Annotated in this window: 20 protein-coding genes; 6 read left to right on the top strand and 14 right to left on the bottom strand. The window is 57.2% G+C overall.

The annotated features are described in order from the left end of the window. Window positions 1–5 precede the first annotated feature (5 nt). Window positions 6–335, bottom strand: a complete 330-nt coding sequence (gene trpR / locus ACOT0L_RS04935; protein ID WP_003856511.1) for a trp operon repressor — start codon at window positions 333–335, stop codon at window positions 6–8. 55 nt (window positions 336–390) lie between these two features. Continuing rightward, entirely contained in the window at window positions 391–2,328 is a 1,938-nt protein-coding gene (gene sltY, locus ACOT0L_RS04930) for a murein transglycosylase (RefSeq protein ID WP_126502835.1), read from the bottom strand. A 226-nt stretch (window positions 2,329–2,554) separates the two neighbouring features. Here sltY and ettA point away from each other — a divergent pair, with 226 nt between their 5' ends. After that, window positions 2,555–4,222: an energy-dependent translational throttle protein EttA gene (gene ettA / locus ACOT0L_RS04925; RefSeq protein ID WP_014882470.1), complete on the top strand. Its 1,668-nt coding sequence runs from the start codon at window positions 2,555–2,557 to the stop codon at window positions 4,220–4,222. A 128-nt stretch (window positions 4,223–4,350) separates the two neighbouring features. Here the strand turns inward: ettA and ACOT0L_RS04920 are convergent, their stop codons facing one another. Continuing rightward, a complete protein-coding gene (locus ACOT0L_RS04920; RefSeq protein WP_022646992.1) occupies window positions 4,351–5,250 on the bottom strand; it encodes a LysR family transcriptional regulator in 900 nt (299 codons plus the stop codon). 107 nt (window positions 5,251–5,357) lie between these two features. Between ACOT0L_RS04920 and ACOT0L_RS04915 the strand changes: the two genes are divergently transcribed. Further along, complete coding sequence (locus ACOT0L_RS04915) at window positions 5,358–6,359, top strand: zinc-binding alcohol dehydrogenase family protein (RefSeq protein WP_126502836.1); 1,002 nt, start codon at window positions 5,358–5,360, stop codon at window positions 6,357–6,359. A gap of 110 nt (window positions 6,360–6,469) precedes the next feature. On the opposite strand, the gene nadR is transcribed toward ACOT0L_RS04915, so the two are convergent. The 3 genes from nadR to serB form a co-directional block, all read right to left on the bottom strand. Further along, window positions 6,470–7,702 (bottom strand): multifunctional transcriptional regulator/nicotinamide-nucleotide adenylyltransferase/ribosylnicotinamide kinase NadR, encoded by a 1,233-nt coding sequence (gene nadR / locus ACOT0L_RS04910; protein ID WP_003856522.1) that lies wholly within the window; start codon window positions 7,700–7,702, stop codon window positions 6,470–6,472. Window positions 7,703–7,737: 35 nt separating this feature from the next. Next, window positions 7,738–9,123 (bottom strand): DNA repair protein RadA, encoded by a 1,386-nt coding sequence (radA, locus tag ACOT0L_RS04905; protein ID WP_003856523.1) that lies wholly within the window; start codon window positions 9,121–9,123, stop codon window positions 7,738–7,740. A gap of 75 nt (window positions 9,124–9,198) precedes the next feature. Beyond that, a complete protein-coding gene (gene serB, locus ACOT0L_RS04900) occupies window positions 9,199–10,167 on the bottom strand; it encodes a phosphoserine phosphatase (protein WP_003856524.1) in 969 nt (322 codons plus the stop codon). A gap of 117 nt (window positions 10,168–10,284) precedes the next feature. On the opposite strand from serB, the gene ACOT0L_RS04895 reads away from it, so the two are divergent. Beyond that, window positions 10,285–10,929 carry a YtjB family periplasmic protein gene (locus ACOT0L_RS04895; protein WP_015572615.1) on the top strand — a complete coding sequence of 215 codons (645 nt, stop codon included), beginning with the start codon at window positions 10,285–10,287 and terminating at the stop codon, window positions 10,927–10,929. 39 nt (window positions 10,930–10,968) lie between these two features. Then, entirely contained in the window at window positions 10,969–11,985 is a 1,017-nt protein-coding gene (lplA, locus tag ACOT0L_RS04890) for a lipoate--protein ligase LplA (RefSeq protein ID WP_126502837.1), read from the top strand. A gap of 85 nt (window positions 11,986–12,070) precedes the next feature. On the opposite strand, the gene deoD is transcribed toward lplA, so the two are convergent. The 4 genes from deoD to deoC form a co-directional block, all read right to left on the bottom strand. Beyond that, on the bottom strand, window positions 12,071–12,790 hold the full coding sequence (deoD, locus tag ACOT0L_RS04885) for a purine-nucleoside phosphorylase (RefSeq protein ID WP_003856538.1): 720 nt from the start codon (window positions 12,788–12,790) through the stop codon (window positions 12,071–12,073). Between the two features lie 125 nt (window positions 12,791–12,915). Continuing rightward, window positions 12,916–14,139 carry a phosphopentomutase gene (deoB, locus tag ACOT0L_RS04880; RefSeq protein ID WP_126502838.1) on the bottom strand — a complete coding sequence of 408 codons (1,224 nt, stop codon included), beginning with the start codon at window positions 14,137–14,139 and terminating at the stop codon, window positions 12,916–12,918. A 53-nt stretch (window positions 14,140–14,192) separates the two neighbouring features. Next, window positions 14,193–15,515 carry a thymidine phosphorylase gene (deoA, locus tag ACOT0L_RS04875; protein WP_022646988.1) on the bottom strand — a complete coding sequence of 441 codons (1,323 nt, stop codon included), beginning with the start codon at window positions 15,513–15,515 and terminating at the stop codon, window positions 14,193–14,195. Window positions 15,516–15,615: 100 nt separating this feature from the next. Then, window positions 15,616–16,395: a deoxyribose-phosphate aldolase gene (gene deoC / locus ACOT0L_RS04870; RefSeq protein ID WP_022646987.1), complete on the bottom strand. Its 780-nt coding sequence runs from the start codon at window positions 16,393–16,395 to the stop codon at window positions 15,616–15,618. 263 nt (window positions 16,396–16,658) lie between these two features. Between deoC and ACOT0L_RS04865 the strand changes: the two genes are divergently transcribed. Beyond that, the gene (locus ACOT0L_RS04865) at window positions 16,659–18,194 is read left to right on the top strand and encodes a YjjI family glycine radical enzyme (protein WP_126502839.1); all 1,536 of its coding nucleotides are present in this window, start codon (window positions 16,659–16,661) and stop codon (window positions 18,192–18,194) included. Beyond that, window positions 18,169–19,029 (top strand): YjjW family glycine radical enzyme activase, encoded by an 861-nt coding sequence (locus ACOT0L_RS04860; RefSeq protein WP_063137953.1) that lies wholly within the window; start codon window positions 18,169–18,171, stop codon window positions 19,027–19,029. Before ACOT0L_RS04865 ends, ACOT0L_RS04860 begins: the two co-directional genes overlap by 26 nt. Here the strand turns inward: ACOT0L_RS04860 and ACOT0L_RS04855 are convergent. The 4 genes from ACOT0L_RS04855 to osmY all read right to left on the bottom strand — a co-directional run bounded on the left by ACOT0L_RS04855 (window position 19,024) and on the right by osmY (window position 21,882). Beyond that, window positions 19,024–19,806, bottom strand: coding sequence for a TatD family hydrolase (locus ACOT0L_RS04855; RefSeq protein WP_126502840.1), 783 nt, complete (start codon window positions 19,804–19,806; stop codon window positions 19,024–19,026). The genes ACOT0L_RS04860 and ACOT0L_RS04855 overlap by 6 nt on opposite strands. Further along, window positions 19,803–20,855 (bottom strand): patatin-like phospholipase family protein, encoded by a 1,053-nt coding sequence (locus ACOT0L_RS04850; protein WP_023299272.1) that lies wholly within the window; start codon window positions 20,853–20,855, stop codon window positions 19,803–19,805. The genes ACOT0L_RS04855 and ACOT0L_RS04850 overlap by 4 nt, the downstream gene beginning before the upstream one ends. Window positions 20,856–20,977: 122 nt before the next feature. Further along, window positions 20,978–21,139: a DUF1328 domain-containing protein gene (locus ACOT0L_RS04845; RefSeq protein ID WP_003856556.1), complete on the bottom strand. Its 162-nt coding sequence runs from the start codon at window positions 21,137–21,139 to the stop codon at window positions 20,978–20,980. 125 nt (window positions 21,140–21,264) lie between these two features. Next, on the bottom strand, window positions 21,265–21,882 hold the full coding sequence (osmY, locus tag ACOT0L_RS04840; RefSeq protein WP_022646982.1) for a molecular chaperone OsmY: 618 nt from the start codon (window positions 21,880–21,882) through the stop codon (window positions 21,265–21,267). Window positions 21,883–22,021 lie beyond the last annotated feature (139 nt).

Genomic DNA, 22,021 nt, shown 5'->3' with positions numbered 1-22,021 from the left:
AGCCGTCATCCGGCGTTTTTAAGCAATACCGCTTCCAGCCACTGACGCAGTTCAACCGGCGCCGACTTCAGGCTGTTTGAACCCCGGGTAATCGTCGCGATGCCCGCGCCCAGCTCGTTTTTCAGTTCACGCTGGCTCATTTCGCCACGCAGCAGTTCCTCAATAATGCGTACCCGTGTACCCAGCGCTTCACGCTCGTCTGGCGTCAGCATCAGCTGTAGCAAGGGTAAATGCAGATCTTTGTCGTAAGACTGGCGGAGCAACTCCACAAAACGAAGCCACTCCTGATGACGCTGTTCGGCCATGGCCGAGGAATACGGGGAATGCTGGGTCATGTTATGCTGCCTCTTGTACTCATTAGCGAGTACAGCATAACACAACCCGCGCCGATCAGTAACTTCTCTGCCACTCGGCATCGCTCATCAGGGCATCTTTCTCCCCCATGAAGTGCCGATAGTAGGCGTCATACGCCAGCACGTTCTTCACATATCCGCGCGTTTCCGAGAACGGAATGCTCTCGACGAACGCCACGGCGTCGAGCCGCCCTGCGCTGTTGCCAAGCCATGTCCGCACGCGGCCTGGCCCGGCGTTGTACGCGGCTGACGCGAAGATGCGGTTATTACCGAACTGCTGATAGACGTACTGCAAGTAGCTGGTACCGATGTTGATGTTGGTCTCCGGATCCAGCAGCTGGGACGGGCTGCTGTAGCCTGGGATATTAAACATCTTCACCGTGTGCGTCGCGGTGCCCGGCATAATTTGCATCAGGCCGCTGGCCCCCACCGGCGAACGCACTTTCGGGTTCCAGGCGCTTTCCTGACGGGCAATGGCCATCGCGTAGCTTTGCGGAATATCTTTGCCGCTGGTGTAGCGATCGAACAGATCCTTATAAGCCAGCGGGAAACGCTCTTCGAGATGATCCCACAGCTTGCCGGCGATCGTCGCCTGCACGCTCAGATCCCACCAGCGATTATCAAACGCATAGCGGGCAAGCTGCGCCTTCTCGTCGGTGGTACGGCTGGTGACCAGGTTGGCCCATTCGCTGCGCGCGGTATTATCCAGATTCCAGTACATCAGCTCGCGCACGCGCGCCATTTCCGGACCCTGCGTCAGCGCCGGGTTCGCGTTGGCTGGCGCTTTGTCGATCTTCAGGGTGTACTCCTCACCCAGACGCTGCGCCGCCGCCATCGGGTAGAAGCCGCGCTGCTGCATCAGGGAGTGGAGGATCGCTTTAGCTTCGTCTTCACGACCACGCTCCAGCAGCAGGTCCGCCTGCCAGTAACGCCATTCATCTTTCTCTTTAGCATCCATCGGCAGGCGCGCCAGCCAGGTATTGAGGCCACGACGATCGCCCGTTCCCAGCGCCATGCGCACGCGACGCTCCACCAGCGAGACAGAGTTTGAACGCATTACCGCGTCGTCACGCCAGCGCGCCTGTTCGTCGGTGACATCTGTTCCCATCAGTCGCCATGCCACAATATCGCGCAGTTCCTGGGTTTGATCGTCATTAAGCTGCTGGGCCTGCACCAGCTGCGGGATCATCAGCCGGGCGTTTTCCACATCCTCACGCGCCACGCTGGAAAAGGCCACCGCCGCCATCTGGCGGGTAAAATCGGTCGCGCCGGTGGTACGCGCAAACGTCAGCACGGTATTGGGATCGTTTGCCAGACTGATAACGGCAGAGGCAATGGTCTGATAATCCGCGGGCATCTGGCCCGCCAGCACGGTAACCAGCCGGGTGTTTCCGGCCTTCATCGCCAGGCGAATACGTTCCAGGTAAGAGAGCGGATCCTGCTTGCCCGAGGCGCGCCAGGCGCTGAACAGCGGGTCACAGGCGTTTGGCTGGCTTTTGCCCGTCAACCACAGCTCTTTCGCGCCGGTCCAGGCTTCCTCCTGCTGACCGGTCGCCCATTTCGCATAATAGTAATTACACTGCGCTTCCGTCGCGCCCGGTTTATCCGGGCTGAAAGCCAGCAGGCCGCGCCAGTCTTCGCGACGGGCCAGCTCGTTCACAAACCGGGACTTCAAGGTGCGCGCAGGCGGCAGTGTCGGGTTCGCCTGAATGAAGTTATTTACGGTGACGGTCGGTTGATTCATGAGATCATCAGTGATCTGACGATACTCCAGATACGGATACAGCGGATAATCCTTCAGCGTCGGCATCAGCGCCTGCACGGTATCCATCTGCTTGTTGTCCCATGCCTGCTTAATCTGGGCATAGCGGTTACGTTGTTCATCCAGTGAATCGGCATGCACCGCCTGGCTTACCGCCATTACGCATACGCTGGCAGCCAGCAGACGCCAGACCACCCGTTTGGCTTTTTCCACAAGCTCTTCCTCATTGTTTTTCGTCAGTTGCAGCGTCTTGCCACGTGAAAGTTACCTCAACTTATGCTAACCAGGCATCCCACAACGCGCCACGTCATGGACACTTTTTTACCTTTCTTGCGCGTTTTAACACTCCCGACGTTCCTGGCTGGGATTAGGGCGTGAAAAAGGCTACACTTCGAGGCTGAAATTCATTCTCATCACGATAAAAGAGGCGAAGTCCAACGTGGCTCAATTCGTTTATACCATGCATCGTGTCGGCAAAGTTGTCCCGCCGAAACGTCATATTCTTAAAAATATCTCGCTGAGCTTTTTCCCGGGCGCAAAAATCGGTGTTCTGGGTCTCAACGGTGCCGGTAAGTCCACCCTGCTGCGCATCATGGCCGGCATCGATACAGACATCGAAGGTGAAGCCCGTCCGCAGCCTGGCATCAAGATCGGCTACCTGCCGCAGGAACCTCAGCTGAACCCGGAACACACCGTGCGTGAATCCGTTGAAGAAGCGGTATCCGAAGTGGTTAACGCCCTGAAAGGTCTGGATGAAGTGTATGCCAAATACGCCGAGCCGGATGCGGACTTCGACAAACTGGCCGCTCAGCAGGGCAAATTTGAAGAGATTATCCAGGCGCACGACGGTCACAACCTGAACGTGCAGCTGGAGCGCGCGGCAGATGCCCTGCGTCTGCCGGACTGGGATGCGAAAATCGCGAATCTCTCCGGTGGTGAACGCCGCCGCGTGGCGCTGTGCCGCCTGCTGCTGGAAAAACCAGACATGCTGCTGCTCGACGAACCAACCAACCACCTGGATGCGGAATCCGTGGCGTGGCTGGAACGCTTCCTGCACGACTTCGAAGGCACCGTGGTGGCAATTACCCACGACCGCTACTTCCTCGACAACGTGGCGGGCTGGATCCTGGAGCTGGACCGCGGCGAAGGTATTCCGTGGGAAGGTAACTACTCCTCCTGGCTGGAACAGAAAGATCAGCGTCTGGCGCAGGAAGCGTCTCAGGAAGCGGCGCGCCGTAAATCTATTGAGAAAGAGCTGGAGTGGGTGCGTCAGGGCGCGAAAGGCCGTCAGTCCAAGGGCAAAGCCCGTCTGGCACGCTTCGAAGAGCTGAACAACACCGAATACCAGAAGCGTAACGAAACCAACGAACTGTTTATCCCGCCTGGCGCACGTCTGGGGGATAAAGTGGTTGAAGTGACCAACCTGCGTAAGTCATACGGCGACCGCCTGCTGATCGACGATCTGACCTTCTCCGTACCGAAAGGTGCGATTGTGGGCATTATCGGTCCGAACGGCGCGGGTAAATCCACCCTGTTCCGCATGATGTCCGGTCAGGAACAACCTGACAGCGGCTCTATCACCCTGGGTGAGACCGTGAAGCTGGCCTCCGTTGACCAGTTCCGTGACGCGATGGACAACAGCAAAACCGTGTGGGAAGAAGTCTCCGGCGGTCTGGATATCATGCGTATCGGCAACACCGAGATGCCAAGCCGCGCCTATGTTGGCCGCTTTAACTTCAAGGGCACCGACCAGGGCAAACGCGTGGGCGAGCTGTCTGGCGGTGAGCGTGGTCGTCTGCACCTGGCGAAGCTGCTTCAGGTTGGCGGCAACGTTCTGCTGCTCGATGAACCTACCAACGACCTGGACATCGAAACCCTGCGCGCGCTGGAAAACGCCCTGCTGGAATTCCCGGGCTGCGCCATGGTTATCTCGCACGACCGCTGGTTCCTTGACCGTATCGCGACCCACATTCTGGACTACCAGGACGAAGGTAAAGTGGAGTTCTTCGAAGGTAACTTCACCGAATACGAAGAGTACAAGAAACGCACGCTGGGCGCAGACGCGCTGGAGCCGAAGCGTATTAAGTACAAGCGTATTGCGAAATAAAAGCAAAACGGCAACTTCGGTTGCCGTTTTTTATGTTTGTTCCCTCTCCGCGTGGGAGAGGGCCTGGGTGAGGGCATCAGGCCGCACAGTGTGTAGGCCGGGTAAGGCGAAGCCACCACCCGGCTTTTTTATTTGCCCACGTAATACCGCTTCACCTCATCAAACTGCATCGCAAAGTCGATATAGCTCATCAGCGCAGGCGAATTGAGCTTACGGCTCGGATAGGCCAGCCAGAGATCGTTCCCCTCAACGCGCCACTCCGGTAGCACCTTTACCAGCGCGCCCTTTTCAATTTTATCTTCCAGCAGGAATGCGGGTAACAGCGTGATCCCCGCCCCGGCAATGGCGCATTCTCGGGCGTACACCAGGTTATCCGTCATGTGGGCGTTATCCGGCAGGTAGCGGTAATCCTCACTCTCGCTTCGCAGAAGCCACTCCGACCATGCCCGGTGCGTAATGCAGCGGTGATCCACCAGCTGTCGTGGATGGATTAACGGCGCCCGACGTGCCAGATAGTCAGGCGAGGCCAGCATGTAGCGCGGACAGTGCCCAATCATGCGGCCAATCAGGGAAGAATCCTGCGGTTTGCCGGTGCGCAGCGCCACGTCAAAGCCCGACTCGACCAGATCCACCACATCGTCTGAAATTGATACATCCAGCGACACGTCAGGGTAGCGAAGCTGGAACTCGGCATTCATATGCGCCAGCAGCGTCGCGCCAATCCCTGCCGGACAGGTGATCCTCAGCCGTCCGCTGGGGTTTTCTCGCAGCCGCTGAATGGCATACTCCGCGCGCTCGCTGGCCGCCAGCATCTCGCGGCAGTGCACCAGATAGTGCTCGCCCGCAAACGTCAGGCTTATTCTGCGCGTCGTGCGGTTAAGCAGGCGGATCCCCACCTGCTGCTCCAGCTGGCTAATGCGTTGGCTGACGCTGGATTTCGGCAGTTCAGCCTTCTGCGCCGCCGCAGTAAAGCTGCCCATCTCAGCCACCAGCGCAAACAGCGCCATATCCTGTAGCTGTTTAAACATGATTGTTCACCCTGTACGAACGCTGAGTTCTTGATTGTCCATCTTATCATGCAGCTGACCACTTAATAGACTAGCCTCAACACAACGCATTCATTGAGGAGAACACCATGTCTGTTAAAGCCATTGCCGTTAACCCAGAAAATCCCTCCACCTTCGTTGAAATCACCCCGCCGATGCCGCAGCCCGGCGAGTACGATCTGCTGGTGGAGGTGAAAGCCGTCTCCGTAAACCCGGTGGACACCAAGGTACATGCAGGCATTGCTAAAAGCGGGTTGAAGGAGCCGCGCATTCTCGGGTGGGATGCCAGCGGGATCGTCAAAGCCGTCGGGGCTGGCGTCACCGGATTCAAACCGGGTGACGAAATATGGTACGCGGGGGATATCACCCGACCGGGCAGCAATACCACGCACCAGCTTATCGATGCGCGCATTGTCGGGCACAAGCCTGCAAACCTTGGCTGGGCCTCTGCGGCAGCACTGCCGCTGACGGCGCTCACCGCGTGGGAAGGCCTGTTTGAACGGCTGAAGATTCAGGATGCCGACGCAGATAAAACGCTGCTGATAATTGGCGGCGCGGGTGGAGTCGGATCGCTGGCGATCCCGTTTGCGAAGCACAACAGCAAGGTGAAGATCGTCGCAACCGCCTCACGAGAAGATTCCGCCCGATGGTGTCGTGATCGCGGGGCTGACGTTGTCGTAGATTACCGCGACCTGAAGGGTGAACTGGCGAAACAGGGGCTCACCTTTGTGGATTACATTTTTATCCTCAACGACACCGACGGGCACTGGGATGCGGTCAGCGATCTGATTGCCCCTCAGGGACACATTTGTTCCATCGTTGAAAATGCGCATCCGCTAAACCAGGACAAGCTGAAGTCCAAATCTGCCGCCCTGCACTGGGAATTTATGTACACCCGCAGCATGTACCAGACCGCGGATATGGCGCGCCAGGGCGAGATTTTAAATGAGGTGGCGAAGCTGGTGGATAACGGCGTGGTGGAAAGCTCGCTCAGCGAAACGCTGCACGGGCTGAGCGTGGAAAGCATTACCGAAGCGCACCGCATGGTGCTGGAGGGGCATATGCGTGGGAAAGTGGTGGTTGAGTATTGAGTGGACTGATTCCCTCACCCTGCCCTCTCCCCACGGGGGAGAGGGTAAAGTCAGCTCCGTGCGATCCCCTCTCCCCTTTGGGGAGAGGGTTAGGGTGAGGGGTAAGTTTTTTACCCCTGCTCACCCATCATCTCTTTCACCAGCTCGACGCAGCGCAGGAAACGGGTGTCGTAATCCGACTCTTCCACATGCACAAACTCAACGTTGTTCTCGTTAAGCATCTCCACCAGCATGGTCTGGAACTCACGCCTGTCCACCGAGCTGCCCAGGCTGCGCATGCCGTCGGCTACCCATGGGGTGTTGTTTTCCAGCAGGATAACCAGATCAAAGCGGTATTCATCAATCAGCGCCTGCACAAACGGGTGCTCACGTCCTTCGTACTTTTTACAGAACGCCTGCGTGGTGACGAAATCGGTATCAATAAAGGCGACTTTATTGGCGTATTTCACCGCGAAATCAATGTATTGGGCATGACCAAGCGCGATTTTATCGTAGTCGGAATACTGTAATGCCATCTCGTCACCACCGAGGTGTGAGAAGACGTAATCGCGGCCATACTCCCACGCACTGGTGGTATTGAAGATATTCGCCAGCTTATTCACCAGCGTCGATTTCCCGCTCGACTCGCCGCCGAGGATCGCCACCGTACGCACGAAGAACGGCTTCACCTCGGTCGGAATGTAGTCCCAGTAGCGGAACGGGTTCTCGCGGATCTGCGCCCCGCTGATGTTCATAAAGGTGCGTTTAGGATCGATCAGCACGGTTTCGATACCCAGATGCTCGCGGAACTGCGGCGCGTCGGACTCTTCAGAGGTGTAGATCCAGTTAGGCGCAATGCCCTTCTCTTCCATAAACGCTTTGATGCCGTTACTCCACACGTCCCAGCCGTGCGGGTACGGCTCCATGCCCTCTTCGTTAAAGGCATGAATACGAATATTTTTCTGATACTTAAAGGTCTGAAGCAGCCAGCGCAGGCGATCCGGCACGGTGGGCTGCTGCGACATGGCGCTGTCTTCAAACAGCTGGCGATCGCGGGTTTCATCATAACCCATGATGATATGCAGCTCGTCGACCTGGCTACAGGCGCGCTGGATCAGATAGATATGCCCGGTATGCAGCGGGTAGAACTTACCGAACACCACGCCAATGTTCTTTTGCATCCGCGGAAATTCAAGCCCCAGAAAACGGTGCAGCGCTTCCAGCTTCTGCGCGCTGGGGCTTTTGATTTTGGCGTTCAGCAGTTGGCTCAGGTAGCCCTTGGTCATGCCGCTGGCGTCCGCTACCTGCTGTAACGTGCAACCCTTCTGGCGGATAGCGGTCTTGATGTAGTCAAATGATGACATAAATTACGGTGCCTCCTGCAAAATCGAATACGTAATTATAAGTCGTCAAAGACATTTAACGCATCTGCGAGTTTTTTAACGCCAAAAACCTGCATCCCTTCCGGGATTTTTTTCGGCACGTTGGCGGCCGGAACAATTGCGCGGCGGAAGCCATGTTTTGCCGCTTCGGAGATACGCTCCTGACCGCTCGGCACCGGGCGAATTTCGCCCGCCAGCCCTACTTCGCCAAATACCACCAGATCCTGCGGCAACGGTCTGTCGCGCAGGCTGGAGACCATCGCCAGCAACAGCGCCAGATCCGCGCTGGTTTCCGTAACCTTCACCCCACCAACCACGTTGACGAACACGTCCTGATCCGCCATTTGCAGGCCGCCGTGACGGTGCAACACCGCCAGCAGGATCGCCAGGCGGTTCTGTTCCAGACCGACCGCCACGCGCCGCGGATTACCCATCATCGAGTGATCCACCAGCGCCTGAATTTCAACCAGCAGCGGACGCGTCCCCTCCCACAGCACCATCACCGAACTACCTGACGTAATCTCGTCGCCACGGCTCAGGAAGATGGCCGACGGGTTGCTGACTTCGCGCAGCCCCTGCTCGGTCATGGCAAACACGCCCAGTTCATTCACCGCGCCGAAGCGGTTTTTATGGCTGCGCAGGGTACGAAAACGGGAATCCGCATCGCCGTCGAGCATCACCGAGCAGTCGATACAGTGCTCAAGCACTTTCGGGCCGGCCAGCGAGCCGTCTTTGGTGACGTGGCCCACCATCACTATCGCTACGCCGCGCGTTTTGGCAAAGCGCGTTAAGTACGCAGCCGTTTCACGCACCTGCGCCACGCTCCCCGGTGACGACTGAATGTCCGCCATGTGCATCACCTGGATGGAGTCGATCACCATGAGCTTCGGCTGCTCTTCTTCGGCGATCATGCAGATCTGCTCGATGCTGGTTTCCGAGAGCATATTCAGATTGCCGGTCGGCAGACCGAGGCGGTGCGCGCGCATCGCCACCTGCTGGAGTGACTCTTCGCCTGTGACGTACAGGGTTTTCATCTGTTCGGCGAGCTTGCAGAGCGTTTGCAGCAGCAGGGTCGATTTACCCGCGCCCGGGTTACCGCCGATCAGAATAGCGCTGCCCGGCACTACGCCACCGCCGAGCACGCGGTCAAATTCTTTGAATCCGGTTGAGAAGCGCGGCAGCGCCTCAAGGCTGATATCCGAAAGTTTTTGTACCTTCGACACGCCTGCATTGCCCGCATAGCCGCTCAGGCGTTCATTGCGGGCCACGCTCGGCGAAGCCGCCACACCACGCACTTCGGTGATGGTGTTCCAGGCATGACAGGCGCTGCATTGCCCCTGCCAGCGCGGATAATCCGCACCACATTCATTACAGACAAATGCGCGTTTTGGAGCTTTCGCCACGGTTTACCTCGTTATTTCTGTGCGGTCTGCGCGCCGGATAGCGCTGACGCTTACCCGGCCTACAAAAGCAGGCCGCTATTTTTGATTAATGCTGCCGGAGAGAATGCAGAACACGCCCATCAGGTCAGCATGACGGATAGTGACTTCCGTCTTTTCATTCACTTTCGGCTTGGCATGGTAGGCGATACCCAGTCCGGCAACTTTGATCATCGGCAGATCGTTCGCGCCATCGCCGATGGCGACGGTCTGCTCGACCGGAATGGCATATTTCTCCGCCAGACGCGTCAGCGTATTGGCTTTGTACTGCGCATCCACGATGTCGCCAATCACTTGTCCTGTGAGTTTGCCGTCCATGATCTCCAGCTCGTTTGCCACCACGGTGGTCAGACGCAGCTTGTCACGCAGGTAATCGGCAAAGAAGGTGAACCCACCGGAGGCAATCGCCACTTTCCAGCCGAGCGTCTCCAGCTTGAGCACCAGCTGCGTCAGCCCTGGCATCAGGGGCAGTTCATCGCGCACCTGACGCAAAATGTTAGCATCGGCCCCCTTCAGGGTCGCCACGCGCTGTCTCAGGCTGGCGGTGAAATCCAGCTCGCCGCGCATCGCGCGCTCGGTGACTTCCGCCACCAGCTCGCCGCTGCCCGCCAGTTTAGCAATCTCGTCAATACACTCGATCTGAATGGCGGTGGAGTCCATGTCCATCACCAGCAGGCCAGGCGTTTTCAGGTGCGGAATTTTGCCGAGCGGAGCAACGTCCAGCCCGGCGTCGTGCGCCAGACGCGTGGCACGCTGCGTCAGGGAACCCGCCAGGCGAATAACCTGATAATCTTCCACGCACCAGGCCGCAACGATGACCATCGCTGCGCCCAGTTTAGTTTGATACTGGGTGAGGCGTTGCTTATCCAGGCCGCGTCCGTACAGCAGCCAGCCGCTACGGCCAGCGTGGTAATCGAGAGGCATCACCTCATCGCCACTTAAAGAGAGCGGCAATCCTGGCCATAAAGAGACATCCGTTGGCAGGTCGCACCAGGTAATGTTCGGCATTGAAGCTCCTGTAATTTCGTTCGCGCCGGAAGGTTCCAGAGGGAAAATAACGCATGAGGCTACCCTGTAACCATCACTTCTGGCAACATTAAGCCGTAAATTTTAAGCAGGTGGAATATGGCTCGCGCAAAACTGAAATTCCGGCTTCATCGCGCCGTGATTGTCCTGATCTGTCTCGCACTATTAGTGGCGCTTATGCAGGGGGCATCCTGGTTTAGCCAGAATCACCAACGACAGCGTAACCCACAGTTTGAAGAACTGGCCCGTACGCTGGCGCGCCAGGTGACGCTCAACGTTGCGCCGTCTATGCGCACCGAAACGCCGGATGACAAGCGGATAGCGCAGGTATTGCGCCAGCTTACGGAAAACAGCCGCATTCTGGATGCGGGCGTGTACGATGAACAGGGCGACCTGATTGCCCGCGCGGGTGAGCATGTCGACGTGCGCGACAGGCTGGCGCTGGACGGCAAAAAAGCTGGCGGTTATTTCAATCAACAAATCGTTGAACCCATTCAGGGCAAGAATGGCCCACTCGGCTATTTACGTCTGACACTCGACACCCACACCCTGCCAACCGAAGCCAAACAGGTGGATAACACCACCAATATTTTGCGCCTGATGCTGCTGCTCTCGCTGGCGATTGGCGTGGTACTGGCGCGCACGCTGCTGCAAGGCAAGCGCACCCGCTGGCAGCAGTCGCCGTTCCTGTTAACCGCCAGCAAATCGGTTCCCGAAGAGGAAGAGAGCGAGAAGAAAGAATAGTGATAAAGTAGGCGGATGATTCGGAAAAGGAACTCTGCCATGTCGACGTTACGCCTGCTTATCTCTGACTCTTACGATCCCTGGTTTAATCTCGCGGTGGAAGAGTGCATCTTCCGCCAGATGCCCGCCACCCAGCGCGTCCTGTTTCTCTGGCGCAACGCTGATACGGTCGTTATTGGCCGCGCGCAAAATCCGTGGAAAGAGTGTAACACCCGCCGTATGGAAGAGGACAACGTCCGCCTGGCGCGCCGCAGCAGCGGCGGCGGTGCGGTGTTCCACGATCTCGGCAACACCTGCTTTACCTTTATGGCGGGCAAGCCGGAATACGACAAAACCATCTCGACCTCCATTGTGCTCAACGCGCTCAATTCGCTCGGCGTGACGGCTGAAGCCTCGGGTCGTAACGATCTGGTGGTGAAAACACCTGAAGGCGACCGGAAAGTGTCAGGCTCAGCCTACCGCGAAACGATGGATCGCGGATTCCACCACGGCACATTATTGCTGAATGCCGATCTGAGCCGTCTGGCAAACTATCTGAACCCGGACAAGAAAAAGCTCCAGGCGAAAGGCATTACCTCCGTGCGCGGTCGCGTGGCGAATCTGGTGGATCTGCTGCCGGGGATTACTCATGAACGCATTTGCGATGCGATCCGTGAAGCCTTCTTCGAACATTACGGTGAGCGGGTAGAAGCTGAAGTGATCTCCCCTGACAAAACACCGGACCTGCCCAACTTCGCGGAAACCTTTGCGCGCCAGAGCAACTGGGAGTGGAACTTCGGTCAGGCACCGGCGTTTTCACACCTGCTGGACGAGCGATTTACATGGGGCGGCGTTGAGCTGCACTTTGACGTGGAGAAGGGCCATATTACCCGCACGCAGGTCTTTACGGATAGTCTCAATCCTGCACCGCTGGAGGCGCTGGCCGCACGTTTACAGGGCTGTCTGTATCGGGCGGATATGCTGCAGCAGGAGTGTGATGCATTAATTGGGGATTTTCCGGAGCAGGAAAAAGAGCTGCGGGATGTATCGGCGTGGATTGCTCAGGCCGTGCGCTAGTAAAAAAGCCCGCTGGCGCTGCGCTTAGCGGGCCTACAAAACCGTAGGCCGGGTCAGGCGAGGCCGCCACCCGGCACAACAGCTCTTACTCTTTATCGCCCAGCAGAACGGATTCCAGCGCGATTTTGATCATGTCGTTGAAGGTGGTCTGACGCTCGGCAGCGGTGGTCTGCTCGTGAGTACGGATATGGTCAGACACGGTGCAGATGGTCAGCGCTTTCGCACCGAATTCAGCCGCCACGCCGTAGATACCGGCCGCTTCCATTTCCACGCCCAGAATGCCGTATTTTTCCATCACGTCGAACATGTCGCCTTCTGGCGAGTAGAACAGATCGGCAGAGAACAGGTTGCCCACGCGCGCGTCAACGCCCAGCGCTTTTGCTGCGTCAACCGCGTTACGCACCATGTCAAAATCAGCGATGGCCGCAAAGTCATGATCTTTAAAGCGAATGCGGTTGACTTTAGAGTCGGTGCACGCGCCCATGCCGATCACCACGTCACGCAGCTTAACGTCCATGCGCACCGCGCCGCAGGAGCCGACACGGATGATTTTCTTCACACCGAAATCGGTGATCAGCTCTTTGGTGTAGATAGAGCAGGATGGGATACCCATGCCGTGACCCATCACGGAGATTTTGCGGCCTTTATAGGTACCGGTGAAGCCCAGCATGCCACGCACGTTGTTCACTTCACGCACGTCTTCGAGGAAGGTTTCTGCAATGTGTTTCGCGCGCAGCGGGTCGCCCGGCATCAATACGACGTCAGCGAAATCACCCATTTCTGCATTAATGTGAGGAGTTGCCATCTTCAGTTCCTTTTACATTGTTGTTTTTGCCGGGTGGCGGCTGCGCCTTACCCGGCCTAAATTCTCTTCTCCCTCTCCCTGTGGGAGAGGGTCGGGGTGAGGGCATCAGGCCTCACCCAATCCGTTTAGAACATAGCCTTGCCATATTCCATGTCAGACGTACCAAAGTGTTTCGCAATCGTCTGGCCGATGTCCGCGAAGGTTTCACGATGACCCAGCGAGCCCGGTTTGACTTTCGGGCCGTACACCAGCACCGGAATGTGCTCACGGGTGTGGTCGGTACCGGTCCAGGTCGGGTCACAGCCATGGTCAGCGGTCAGGATCAGAATGTCATCTTCTCCCACCAGCTCCATCAGCTCTGGCAGACGGCGGTCAAACAGCTCCAGACCCGCGGCATAACCGGCAACGTCGCGACGGTGACCCCAGGAGGAGTCGAAGTCCACGAAGTTGGTGAAGACAATGGTCTTGTCGCCCGCTTCTTTCATCTCTTTGATGGTGGCGTCGAACAGCGCATCCAGACCGGTCGCTTTGACCTTTTTGGTGATGCCGCAGTTAGCGTAGATGTCCGCGATTTTACCTACGGAAACGACCTGGCCGTCTTTCTCGTCGACGAGTTTTTGCAGCACGGTCGGCGCCGGTGGCTCCACGGCCAGATCGTGACGGTTGCCGGTACGCTGGAAGTTACCCGCTTTGTCGCCGATAAACGGACGCGCGATAACACGGCCAATGTTGTAGCCGCCTTCGGTCAACTCTTCACGGGCGATCTCGCACAGCTCGTACAGTTTATCCAGGCCAAACGTCTCTTCGTGGCAGGCGATCTGGAACACAGAGTCAGCAGAGGTATAGAAAATCGGTTTGCCGGTTTTCATGTGCTCTTCGCCGAGCTGATCCAGAATCACGGTACCGGAAGAGTGGCAGTTGCCGAGGTAGCCCGGCAGGTTGGCGCGCTTCACCAGCTTATCGAGCAGCTCCTGCGGGAAGCTGTTCTCGTGATCGGAGAAGTAACCCCAGTCAAACAGCACCGGCACGCCAGCGATTTCCCAGTGACCGGACGGCGTATCTTTGCCGGAAGAGAGCTCGTGCGCCCACGCGTAGGCGCCCACAACTTCCGCGTTTCCGTCCATACCGGCTGCGATTTTACCGGTAGAACCTTCATGCGCTTTTACCAGCCCGAGGCGGGTCAGGTTTGGCAGGTTCAGAGGGCCTTTACGACCGTTGTCCGCTTCGCCTTTTGCACAGGCTTCCGCGATGTGACCCAGGGTATCGGAACCCACGTCACCAAAACGTTCTGCATCTTCGGTTGCGCCGATGCCGAATGAGTCCAGCACCATAATAAATGCACGTTTCATAATTGTTCTCCGTACTTAGTGCTTCATAAAAATGCGATCAGATCAGTATACCGCTATTCAGTGATACGACGATAGACCGTCGGTGTGGTTTCCGGTGCTTTATCGTCAAGAGTTATTGCCGCCTTCACCGCTTTCGCCGCGTCCTGCCAGCTGGCTTCGTCTTTCGCGTGGATCACCGCCAGCGGACGTTGGCCGTCAACGCTGTCGCCCAGACGGGCCATATCGGTAAAGCCGACGCTGTAATCAATGGTGTCCGATGCCTGACGACGACCGCCGCCCATAGACACGACCGCCATGCCGAGCGCGCGGGTATCCATAGCCGAGACAAAGCCTTCACTGTCCGCATAGACCGCTTTGCTGAGCATCGCGGTGGGCAGGTATTTCGCGTAGTTTTCCACGAAGTCGGTCGGGCCTTTCTGCGCCGCCACCATCCGACCAAAGATCTCCGCCGCTTTGCCGTTGTCCAGCACCGCCTGAAGCTTCGCGCGGGCTTCCGCGTCGTCTTTGGCCAGCTTGCCGGAGATGAGCATCTCAACGCACAGCGCCATGGTGACATCGAACAGGCGCGGGTTACGGTATTCGCCTGTGAGGAACTGCACGGCCTCGCGGACTTCAACGGCGTTACCGGCGCTGGACGCCAGCACCTGGTTCATGTCCGTCAGCAGTGCGGTGGTGCGCACGCCCGCGCCGTTGGAAACGCCAACGATCGCTTCAGCCAGCGCCTCAGAGAGTTCATAGGTCGGCATAAACGCGCCGCTGCCCACTTTCACATCCATCACCAGTGCGTCCAGCCCTTCCGCCAGCTTTTTGGCGAGGATAGAGGCGGTGATCAGCGGGATGGAGTCTACGGTCGCGGTAATGTCACGCGTCGCGTAGAAACGCTTGTCTGCTGGCGCAAGAGAGCTGGTCTGGCCGATAATCGCCACGCCAACGTCTTTAATAATGTCGCGGAAGCGGTTGTCATCCGGAAAGATATCGAAGCCCGGAATGGCTTCCAGTTTGTCGAGCGTACCGCCGGTATGACCCAGGCCGCGCCCGGAAATCATCGGGATGTAACCGCCGCAGGCTGCCACCATCGGGCCAAGCATCAGGGAGGTCACGTCGCCCACGCCGCCGGTGGAGTGTTTGTCCACAATCGGGCCGTTGAGGTTGAGGCTTTTCCAGTCCAGAACGGTTCCTGAATCTCGCATCGCCATGGTCAGGGACACGCGCTCAGGCATCGACATATCGTGGAAGAAAATGGTCATCGCCAGAGCCGCAATCTGCCCTTCAGAGATGGTGTTATCACGAATGCCGTTGATAAAGAAGCGGATCTCTTCGTCGCTTAATGCATGACCATCACGTTTTTTACGAATAATTTCTTGTGCGAGAAACACGGTAACCTCCATGCGGAATCGGGTGAATGGCGGCGGGTATGTTGACCCGCCCTACGATCCTGTAGGCCGGGTTAGCGTAGCGCCACCCGGCAATTCAAACTTAGTAGCTGCTTGCGCTCTTACCGTCACCGTGACCCAGCGCTTTCAGCAGGCTGGCCAGCAGGCTGGACGCGCCAAAGCGGTAGTGGCGGGAGTCCGCCCAGTCGGCGCCGAACAGCTCGTCGGCAATCGCCAGGAACTGCTGCGCGTCTTCTGCGGTACGCACGCCGCCTGCCGGTTTGAAGCCAACGGTTTTGGACACGCCCATATCACGGATAACTTCCATCATGATGCGCGCGCTTTCCGGAGTCGCGTTGACCGGCACTTTACCGGTAGAGGTTTTAATGAAATCCGCGCCCGCTTTGATAGCGATTTCAGACGCTTTACGAATCAGCGCCTCTTCTTTCAGCTCGCCGGTTTCGATGATCACTTTAAGCAGCACGTTTGCCGCCGCACAGGCGTCTTTACAGGCTTTCACCAGGTCAAAACCGACCTGCTCGTTGCCGGCGATCAGCGCGCGGTACGGGAATACCACGTCAACTTCGTCTGCGCCGTACGCAATCGCCGCGCGGGTTTCCGCCAGCGCGATCTCGATGTCGTCATTACCGTGCGGGAAGTTAGTCACGGTCGCAATGCGCACGTCCGGCGTGCCCTGTTCTTTCAGCGTTTTGCGGGCAATCGGGATAAAACGCGGGTAGATACAGACGGCGGCGGTATTACCCACTGGCGTTTTTGCCTGATGGCACAGGGCGATGACTTTTTCATTGGTGTCGTCATCATTCAGGGTGGTCAGGTCCATCAGTTTCAACGCGCGCAGGCTGCTTGCAGTTAAATCGGTCATAACATTCTCCAACGGCAGTGCCGTATAAATTTTACCTTGCGGGTCTGTGAGTATTCTAACATTCACCCGCATCCACACTTCGACATTCATCACAGTTAATGAAAACTGTGTGCAAATTTGCATTACTGTAATGAGATCTTCTTCAAACTTTCATGCGTCAACCGCCGACAAAAGCAGCGATACCCCCTGTCGGATCAAAAGCCCCGGCAGGCTGGCTTCTTACAATTCGTTCACCATCCGCAGAACCCTCAAGGAAGTTGAACATGCCCGACGCCCTGCAACAACGATGCCAGCACATTGTGACCAGCCCGGTGTTAACCCCAGAACAAAAACGTCATTTTCTGGCGCTGGAAGCGGAGAACAATCTGCTCTATCCCGCTCTGCCAGAGGCGGCCCGCGCCGCGCTGGACGAGGGATACATCTGCGACATGTTCGAAGGCCATGCGCCTTACAAACCGCGCTACGTGCTGCCGGACTACGCTAAATTTCTGGCTAACGGCTCAGAATGGCTGGAGCTGGAAGGGGCGAAAGATCTGGATGATGCCCTCTCACTGCTCACTATCCTTTATCACCATGTTCCGTCCGTCACATCAATGCCAGTCTATCTGGGTCAGCTCGATGAGATACTCAACCCATATGTTAAAATTCTAACACAGGATGAAATCGATAGCCGAATAAAACGTTTCTGGCGTTACCTGGACAGAACCCTGCCCGATGCCTTTATGCATGCCAATATCGGCCCGGCGGATACGCCCGTCACGCGTGCCATTTTGCGAGCGGACGCAGAGCTGAAGCAGGTCGCGCCGAACCTGACCTTTATTTACGACCCGGACGTCACCCCTGACGATCTGCTGCTGAGCGTGGCGAAAAACATTTGCGGGTGCAGTAAGCCGCATATTTCCAATGGCCCGGTGAATGATAAAATTTTCACAAAAGGTCGTTATGGCGTGGTGAGCTGTTACAACTCCCTGCCGCTGGCGGGCGGCGGCAGCACGCTGGTGCGCCTTAACCTGAAAGCGATTGCGGAGCACAGCCGCTCACCGGAAGACTTTTTCACCCGTACCCTTCCCCACTACTGCCAGCAACAAATCGCGATCATCAATGCGCGCTGCGATTTTTTATATGAACAATCCGGCTTCTTTGAGAATAGCTTCCTGGTGAAAGAGGGGCTGATTGATGCCGATCGTTTTGTACCGATGTTTGGCATGTACGGTCTGGCCGAAGCGGTAAACGTGCTGTGCGAGAAAGCAGGCATTACGGGACGGTACGGTAAAAACGAGCAGGCCAATGCGCTGGGTTACCGCATCAGTGAACAGCTGGCGGCGTTCGTTGAAAACACGCCGGTGAAACACGGCTGGCAGCACCGCGCGATGCTGCACGCGCAGTCAGGGATCAGTTCTGATTCAGGCACCACGCCGGGGGCGCGTCTGCCGTACGGTGACGAGCCAGATCCCATCAGCCACCTGCTGGCCATAGCCCCGCATCATAAACACTATCATTCGGGGATCAGCGATATTCTCACCCTGGATGAGACGGTTAAACGCAATCCTCAGGCGGTGGTGCAGCTGTGCCTGGGAGCGTTCAACGCCGGTATGCGTGAGTTCACCGCGAATGTGGCCGGAAACGACCTGGTGCGCGTCACCGGGTATATGGTGCGGCTCTCCGACCTGGAGAAATATCGGGAGGCCGGCTCGCGCACCAACACCACCTGGCTCGGCGAGGAGGCCGCGCGCAATACCCGTATTCTGGAACGTCAGCCACGCGTGATAAGCCATGAACAGCAGATGCGCTTTAGTTAGTCAGGTTATTCCCTTCTCCTGCGTGGACGGGCCGGGCAGCCGCCTGGCGCTGTTCCTCCAGGGCTGTAACCTGCGCTGCAAAACCTGCCACAACCCGTGGACCATCGGGCGCTGCAACGACTGCGGCGACTGTGTTCCCCACTGTCCTCATGATGCGCTGACGATTCAGGCCGGGCGCGTCTGGTGGCAGGAGAATCATTGTCAGCAGTGCGATACCTGCCTGCACCTGTGTCAGCAGCAGGCGACGCCGATGGCGCAGCGATACAGCGTCGAGGAGATCCTCTCACGGATCCGCACGTCCGCGCCGTTTATTGAGGGCGTGACCGTCAGCGGGGGTGAGGCCACCACGCAGCTGCCGTTTGTGGTTGCGCTGTTCACCGCGATCAAAGCCGATCCGTCCCTGCGCCATCTGACGTGCCTGGTGGACAGCAACGGCCTGTTAAGCGAAACCGGCTGGCAAAAGCTGTTACCGGTGTTTGACGGCGCGATGGTGGATCTGAAAGCCTGGGGCAATGAACATCACCGTTTTCTGACCGGGCGCGAAAACACGCTGATCAAGCAGAGCATCCGCTGGCTGGCCGATCGTCATCGCCTGACGGAGCTGCGCCTGCTGGTGATCCCCGATCGGTGTGATTATCTGCAACATCTGTCATCGCTGACCGCTTTTATCCACGCGTTGGGGAACGTTCCGGTGCGGATCAACGCGTTTCATGCCCATGGGGTTTACGGGGAGGCGGCGCGATGGCGGAGCGCCACGCCGGAGGACATCGAGCCGCTGGCGCAGGCCCTGGAACGACAGCAGATCACGGTGATCCGCCCGGCCCTTTATCTATAGCGTGATGCCGAAGACTGCGCGAGTATTTTCCAGCAGCGCGCTGGCAATCACATCTTCAGGCTCCTGACGCAGCTCACACAGCACATCAAAAACGCGCGCCGCCTGCTCCGGGCGGTTGGGCTGGCCCTGAAAACCATTCAGCGGCATGTCAGGGGCATCCGTTTCCAGCAGGAGCGAAGACAGGGGGAGTTGCGCCATCACATCCCGGGTTTTGCTGGCTCGCGGATAGGTAATAGTGCCACCGACACCAATTTTATAGCCCAGCTCGATAAAACGCTGCGCCTGCTGAAGGCTTCCAGCGAAACCATGGACCACGCCCCTGCGCGGCACGTCGATGCGCTTCAGGTGCATCGCCAGTTTGTCATGGGTGCGCCTGGAGTGGAGGATCACCGGCAGATCGTGGCGCTTTGCCAGCCGGAGCTGCGCATCCAGGATCGTCTGCTGGCGTTCAAACTGCGGATCTTCACGATAGAGATCGAGGCCGATCTCACCGATGGCAACCAGCTTCGTATCCGCGTTTTGCAGCGTGGCATCCAGCCTGTCGAGATGGTCATCAAGATGGTGCTCAATCACGATCGGATGCAGACCCAGCGCGGCATACAGCGCATCGTGACCCTGGGCAAGCGCCAGGACTTTCTCGAATCTCGCCGCTTCAATAGTGGGCACAATAATGGCTCTCACACCGGCCTCAGCCGCACGCGCAATACTTGATGTTTCCTCCCCGCTAAACGGCGGGAAATCAAAATGGCAATGGGTATCGATAAAAGAGTGCGTCACGCCAGGTCCTCGTTATCGAGTATGCCGTCGTTGGCCTGCGGCGCGTCCACCAGCGGCATCGCCACCGCGTCATTGGCCACACTAGCGGGTGGCAATATGATGCTTTTATGCCGATGAAGAGGCGGTTGCTCGGCCAGCATTTTCCCGACGGTCGCCAGGAAGTATCGCCCGCATAGCCGCCCCGTTTTGTAATCCATACGCAACGCAGGCAGCCGACTGCCCAGCGCCATGCTCAGCAGCGGCTTCGGCGGATAAATTTCAAAGATGCGCAGCTTGCCCGGTGGTTTTTCAATAAAACGCTGCATCGCGCCGTAGGTGGTTTCATGCTGCTTCGCGATATTCACCAGCGGTTGCAGGCTGCTGTCGCCCAGCCAGCGTTCCATCCGCTTAAACCACTGTGGGGTGTAATACATCTGCGAAGGCACCGTGCGGATCACCACAATGGTTTTCGCCCCGCGCCGCGCGGCCTCCTGTACCGGCACCGCGTCGCTGATACCGCCGTCAAGATAGTTTATCCCCTCCAGCAGCGCGCCGGTACGGTAGAAACCCGGGATCGCGCTGGAAGCGCGAATGATATCCAGCCAGTTCTCTTTCTGCGGCGAAAAGTAACCCGGTGAATAGTCATCGCCACGGCTGGCGCACATCCAGAACGCTTTGCCGGTATCGAACAGTCGTGACGCGGTATCCATGGCCAGCGGCATCTGGCTGGAGGTGGCATCCAGTAACCAGTCGAGATCGATCAGGTTCCCGCCGCGCACGAAGCGTACCGGATTGAAGAATTCTTTGGAGGTGGTGTAGCGCATAATCACTTTGCGCGCATAGCCGGGCTGGTTGCAGACATAGGCGGAGAGGTTCTGCGCCCCGGCAGAGGTACCGAAATAGAGATCGAACGGGTTGAATTGCGCGCGCATAAATTCGTCGAGTACGCCGGCGGTGAAAATACCGCGCTGCCCGCCTCCTTCACAGACCAGCGCAAGCTGGCCTGCATGAAACGGTTTTAACGTCAGCGGCGCAATATTGCCGAGCGTCACGGGAATTCGTTGCCCCACCTCTGCCTTCCTGTTTTCATTATTTTGATGAGACACAGTAACGCACATTCCCGATGGTTCTCAAACGAGAAAAAGCCAGTCACGAGGACTGGCTTGAGTTTGTTTAATAACTATTGCGTTTGCTACGGGCGACGTCGACCCGTAAACAGGCTGACCAGGAACAGAATAATACCGACGACGAAAACAATTTTCGCTGCCCATGCCGCGGTACCCGCCAGTCCACCAAAGCCCAATGCGGCGGCAATTAACGCGATAACCAGAAATATAATGCCCCAACGAAACATAAGCCTCTCCTTTACCATAGTTAATGTCGGCCGCTAAACGTGAGCGCTCAGGTCACTCACCGGCTTTTCCAGAGTCGTTTTTATTTCGCCCGCGGTTTTCAGCCAGACGGGCGAGTGGTACTGCTTTACTTCGTTTTCAGATCGTTTTTGACGCTTTTCACACCATCAATAGCTTTCGCAATTGACTCGGCACGATCGCTTTGTGCCTGGTTCTCAACCGTACCGGACAGCTGGACCACGCCATCGGTGGTTTCAACTTTCACCATACGGGATGGCACGATGTCGTCAGCTAACAGTTTAGCTTTGATTTCGCTGGTAGTTGCTGCATCTCCGGCATAGCCCTTCACCGACGATTCTTTGCTGTCACGTACGTGCAGTTTGTCGCTTACAGAGCTTACGCCCTCAACGCCTTTCGCTACTTTAACGGCCTCTTCAGCCTGAGTCTGGCTTTCAACGAAACCGCTCAGAGTGACAACCTTGTTGTCGGTTTTAACAGAAATATCGGTGCTCTTAATGGATTCATGATCCACCAGTGCGGCTTTCACTTTTGCTGTGATAGAGCTGTCATCCATGAAATTACCGACTTTATTCATAGAGCTATCGATTTTTTCCCCTGCGGTATTAGCGGTATTTTGCGCTTTATCCATGGTGCTGGATTCCGCCAGAGCAGAACCGCTTACCAGGACACTACCCAACGTTACAGCCAGCAGAGTTTTAGAAATCTTCAGTCTTGTCATATTCATCGATTTATTCCTGTGTTTTGCCCGTTATTTGGGCGACATACTTCCCTAAATCTTGGTTTTATATATTGCGAATTAACACACGGGCGAAATGGAGAACCAGTGGACATGCATTGAACAGTTAATTCATCCACGCCCGGTG

It is taken from the genome of Enterobacter cloacae complex sp. XAL002, from assembly GCF_049236805.1.
Taxonomy (GTDB): Bacteria; Pseudomonadota; Gammaproteobacteria; order Enterobacterales; family Enterobacteriaceae; genus Enterobacter; species Enterobacter intestinihominis.
The sequence above is the reverse complement of the archived record's forward strand: the minus strand, read 5'-3'. Positions and strand labels throughout refer to the sequence as shown.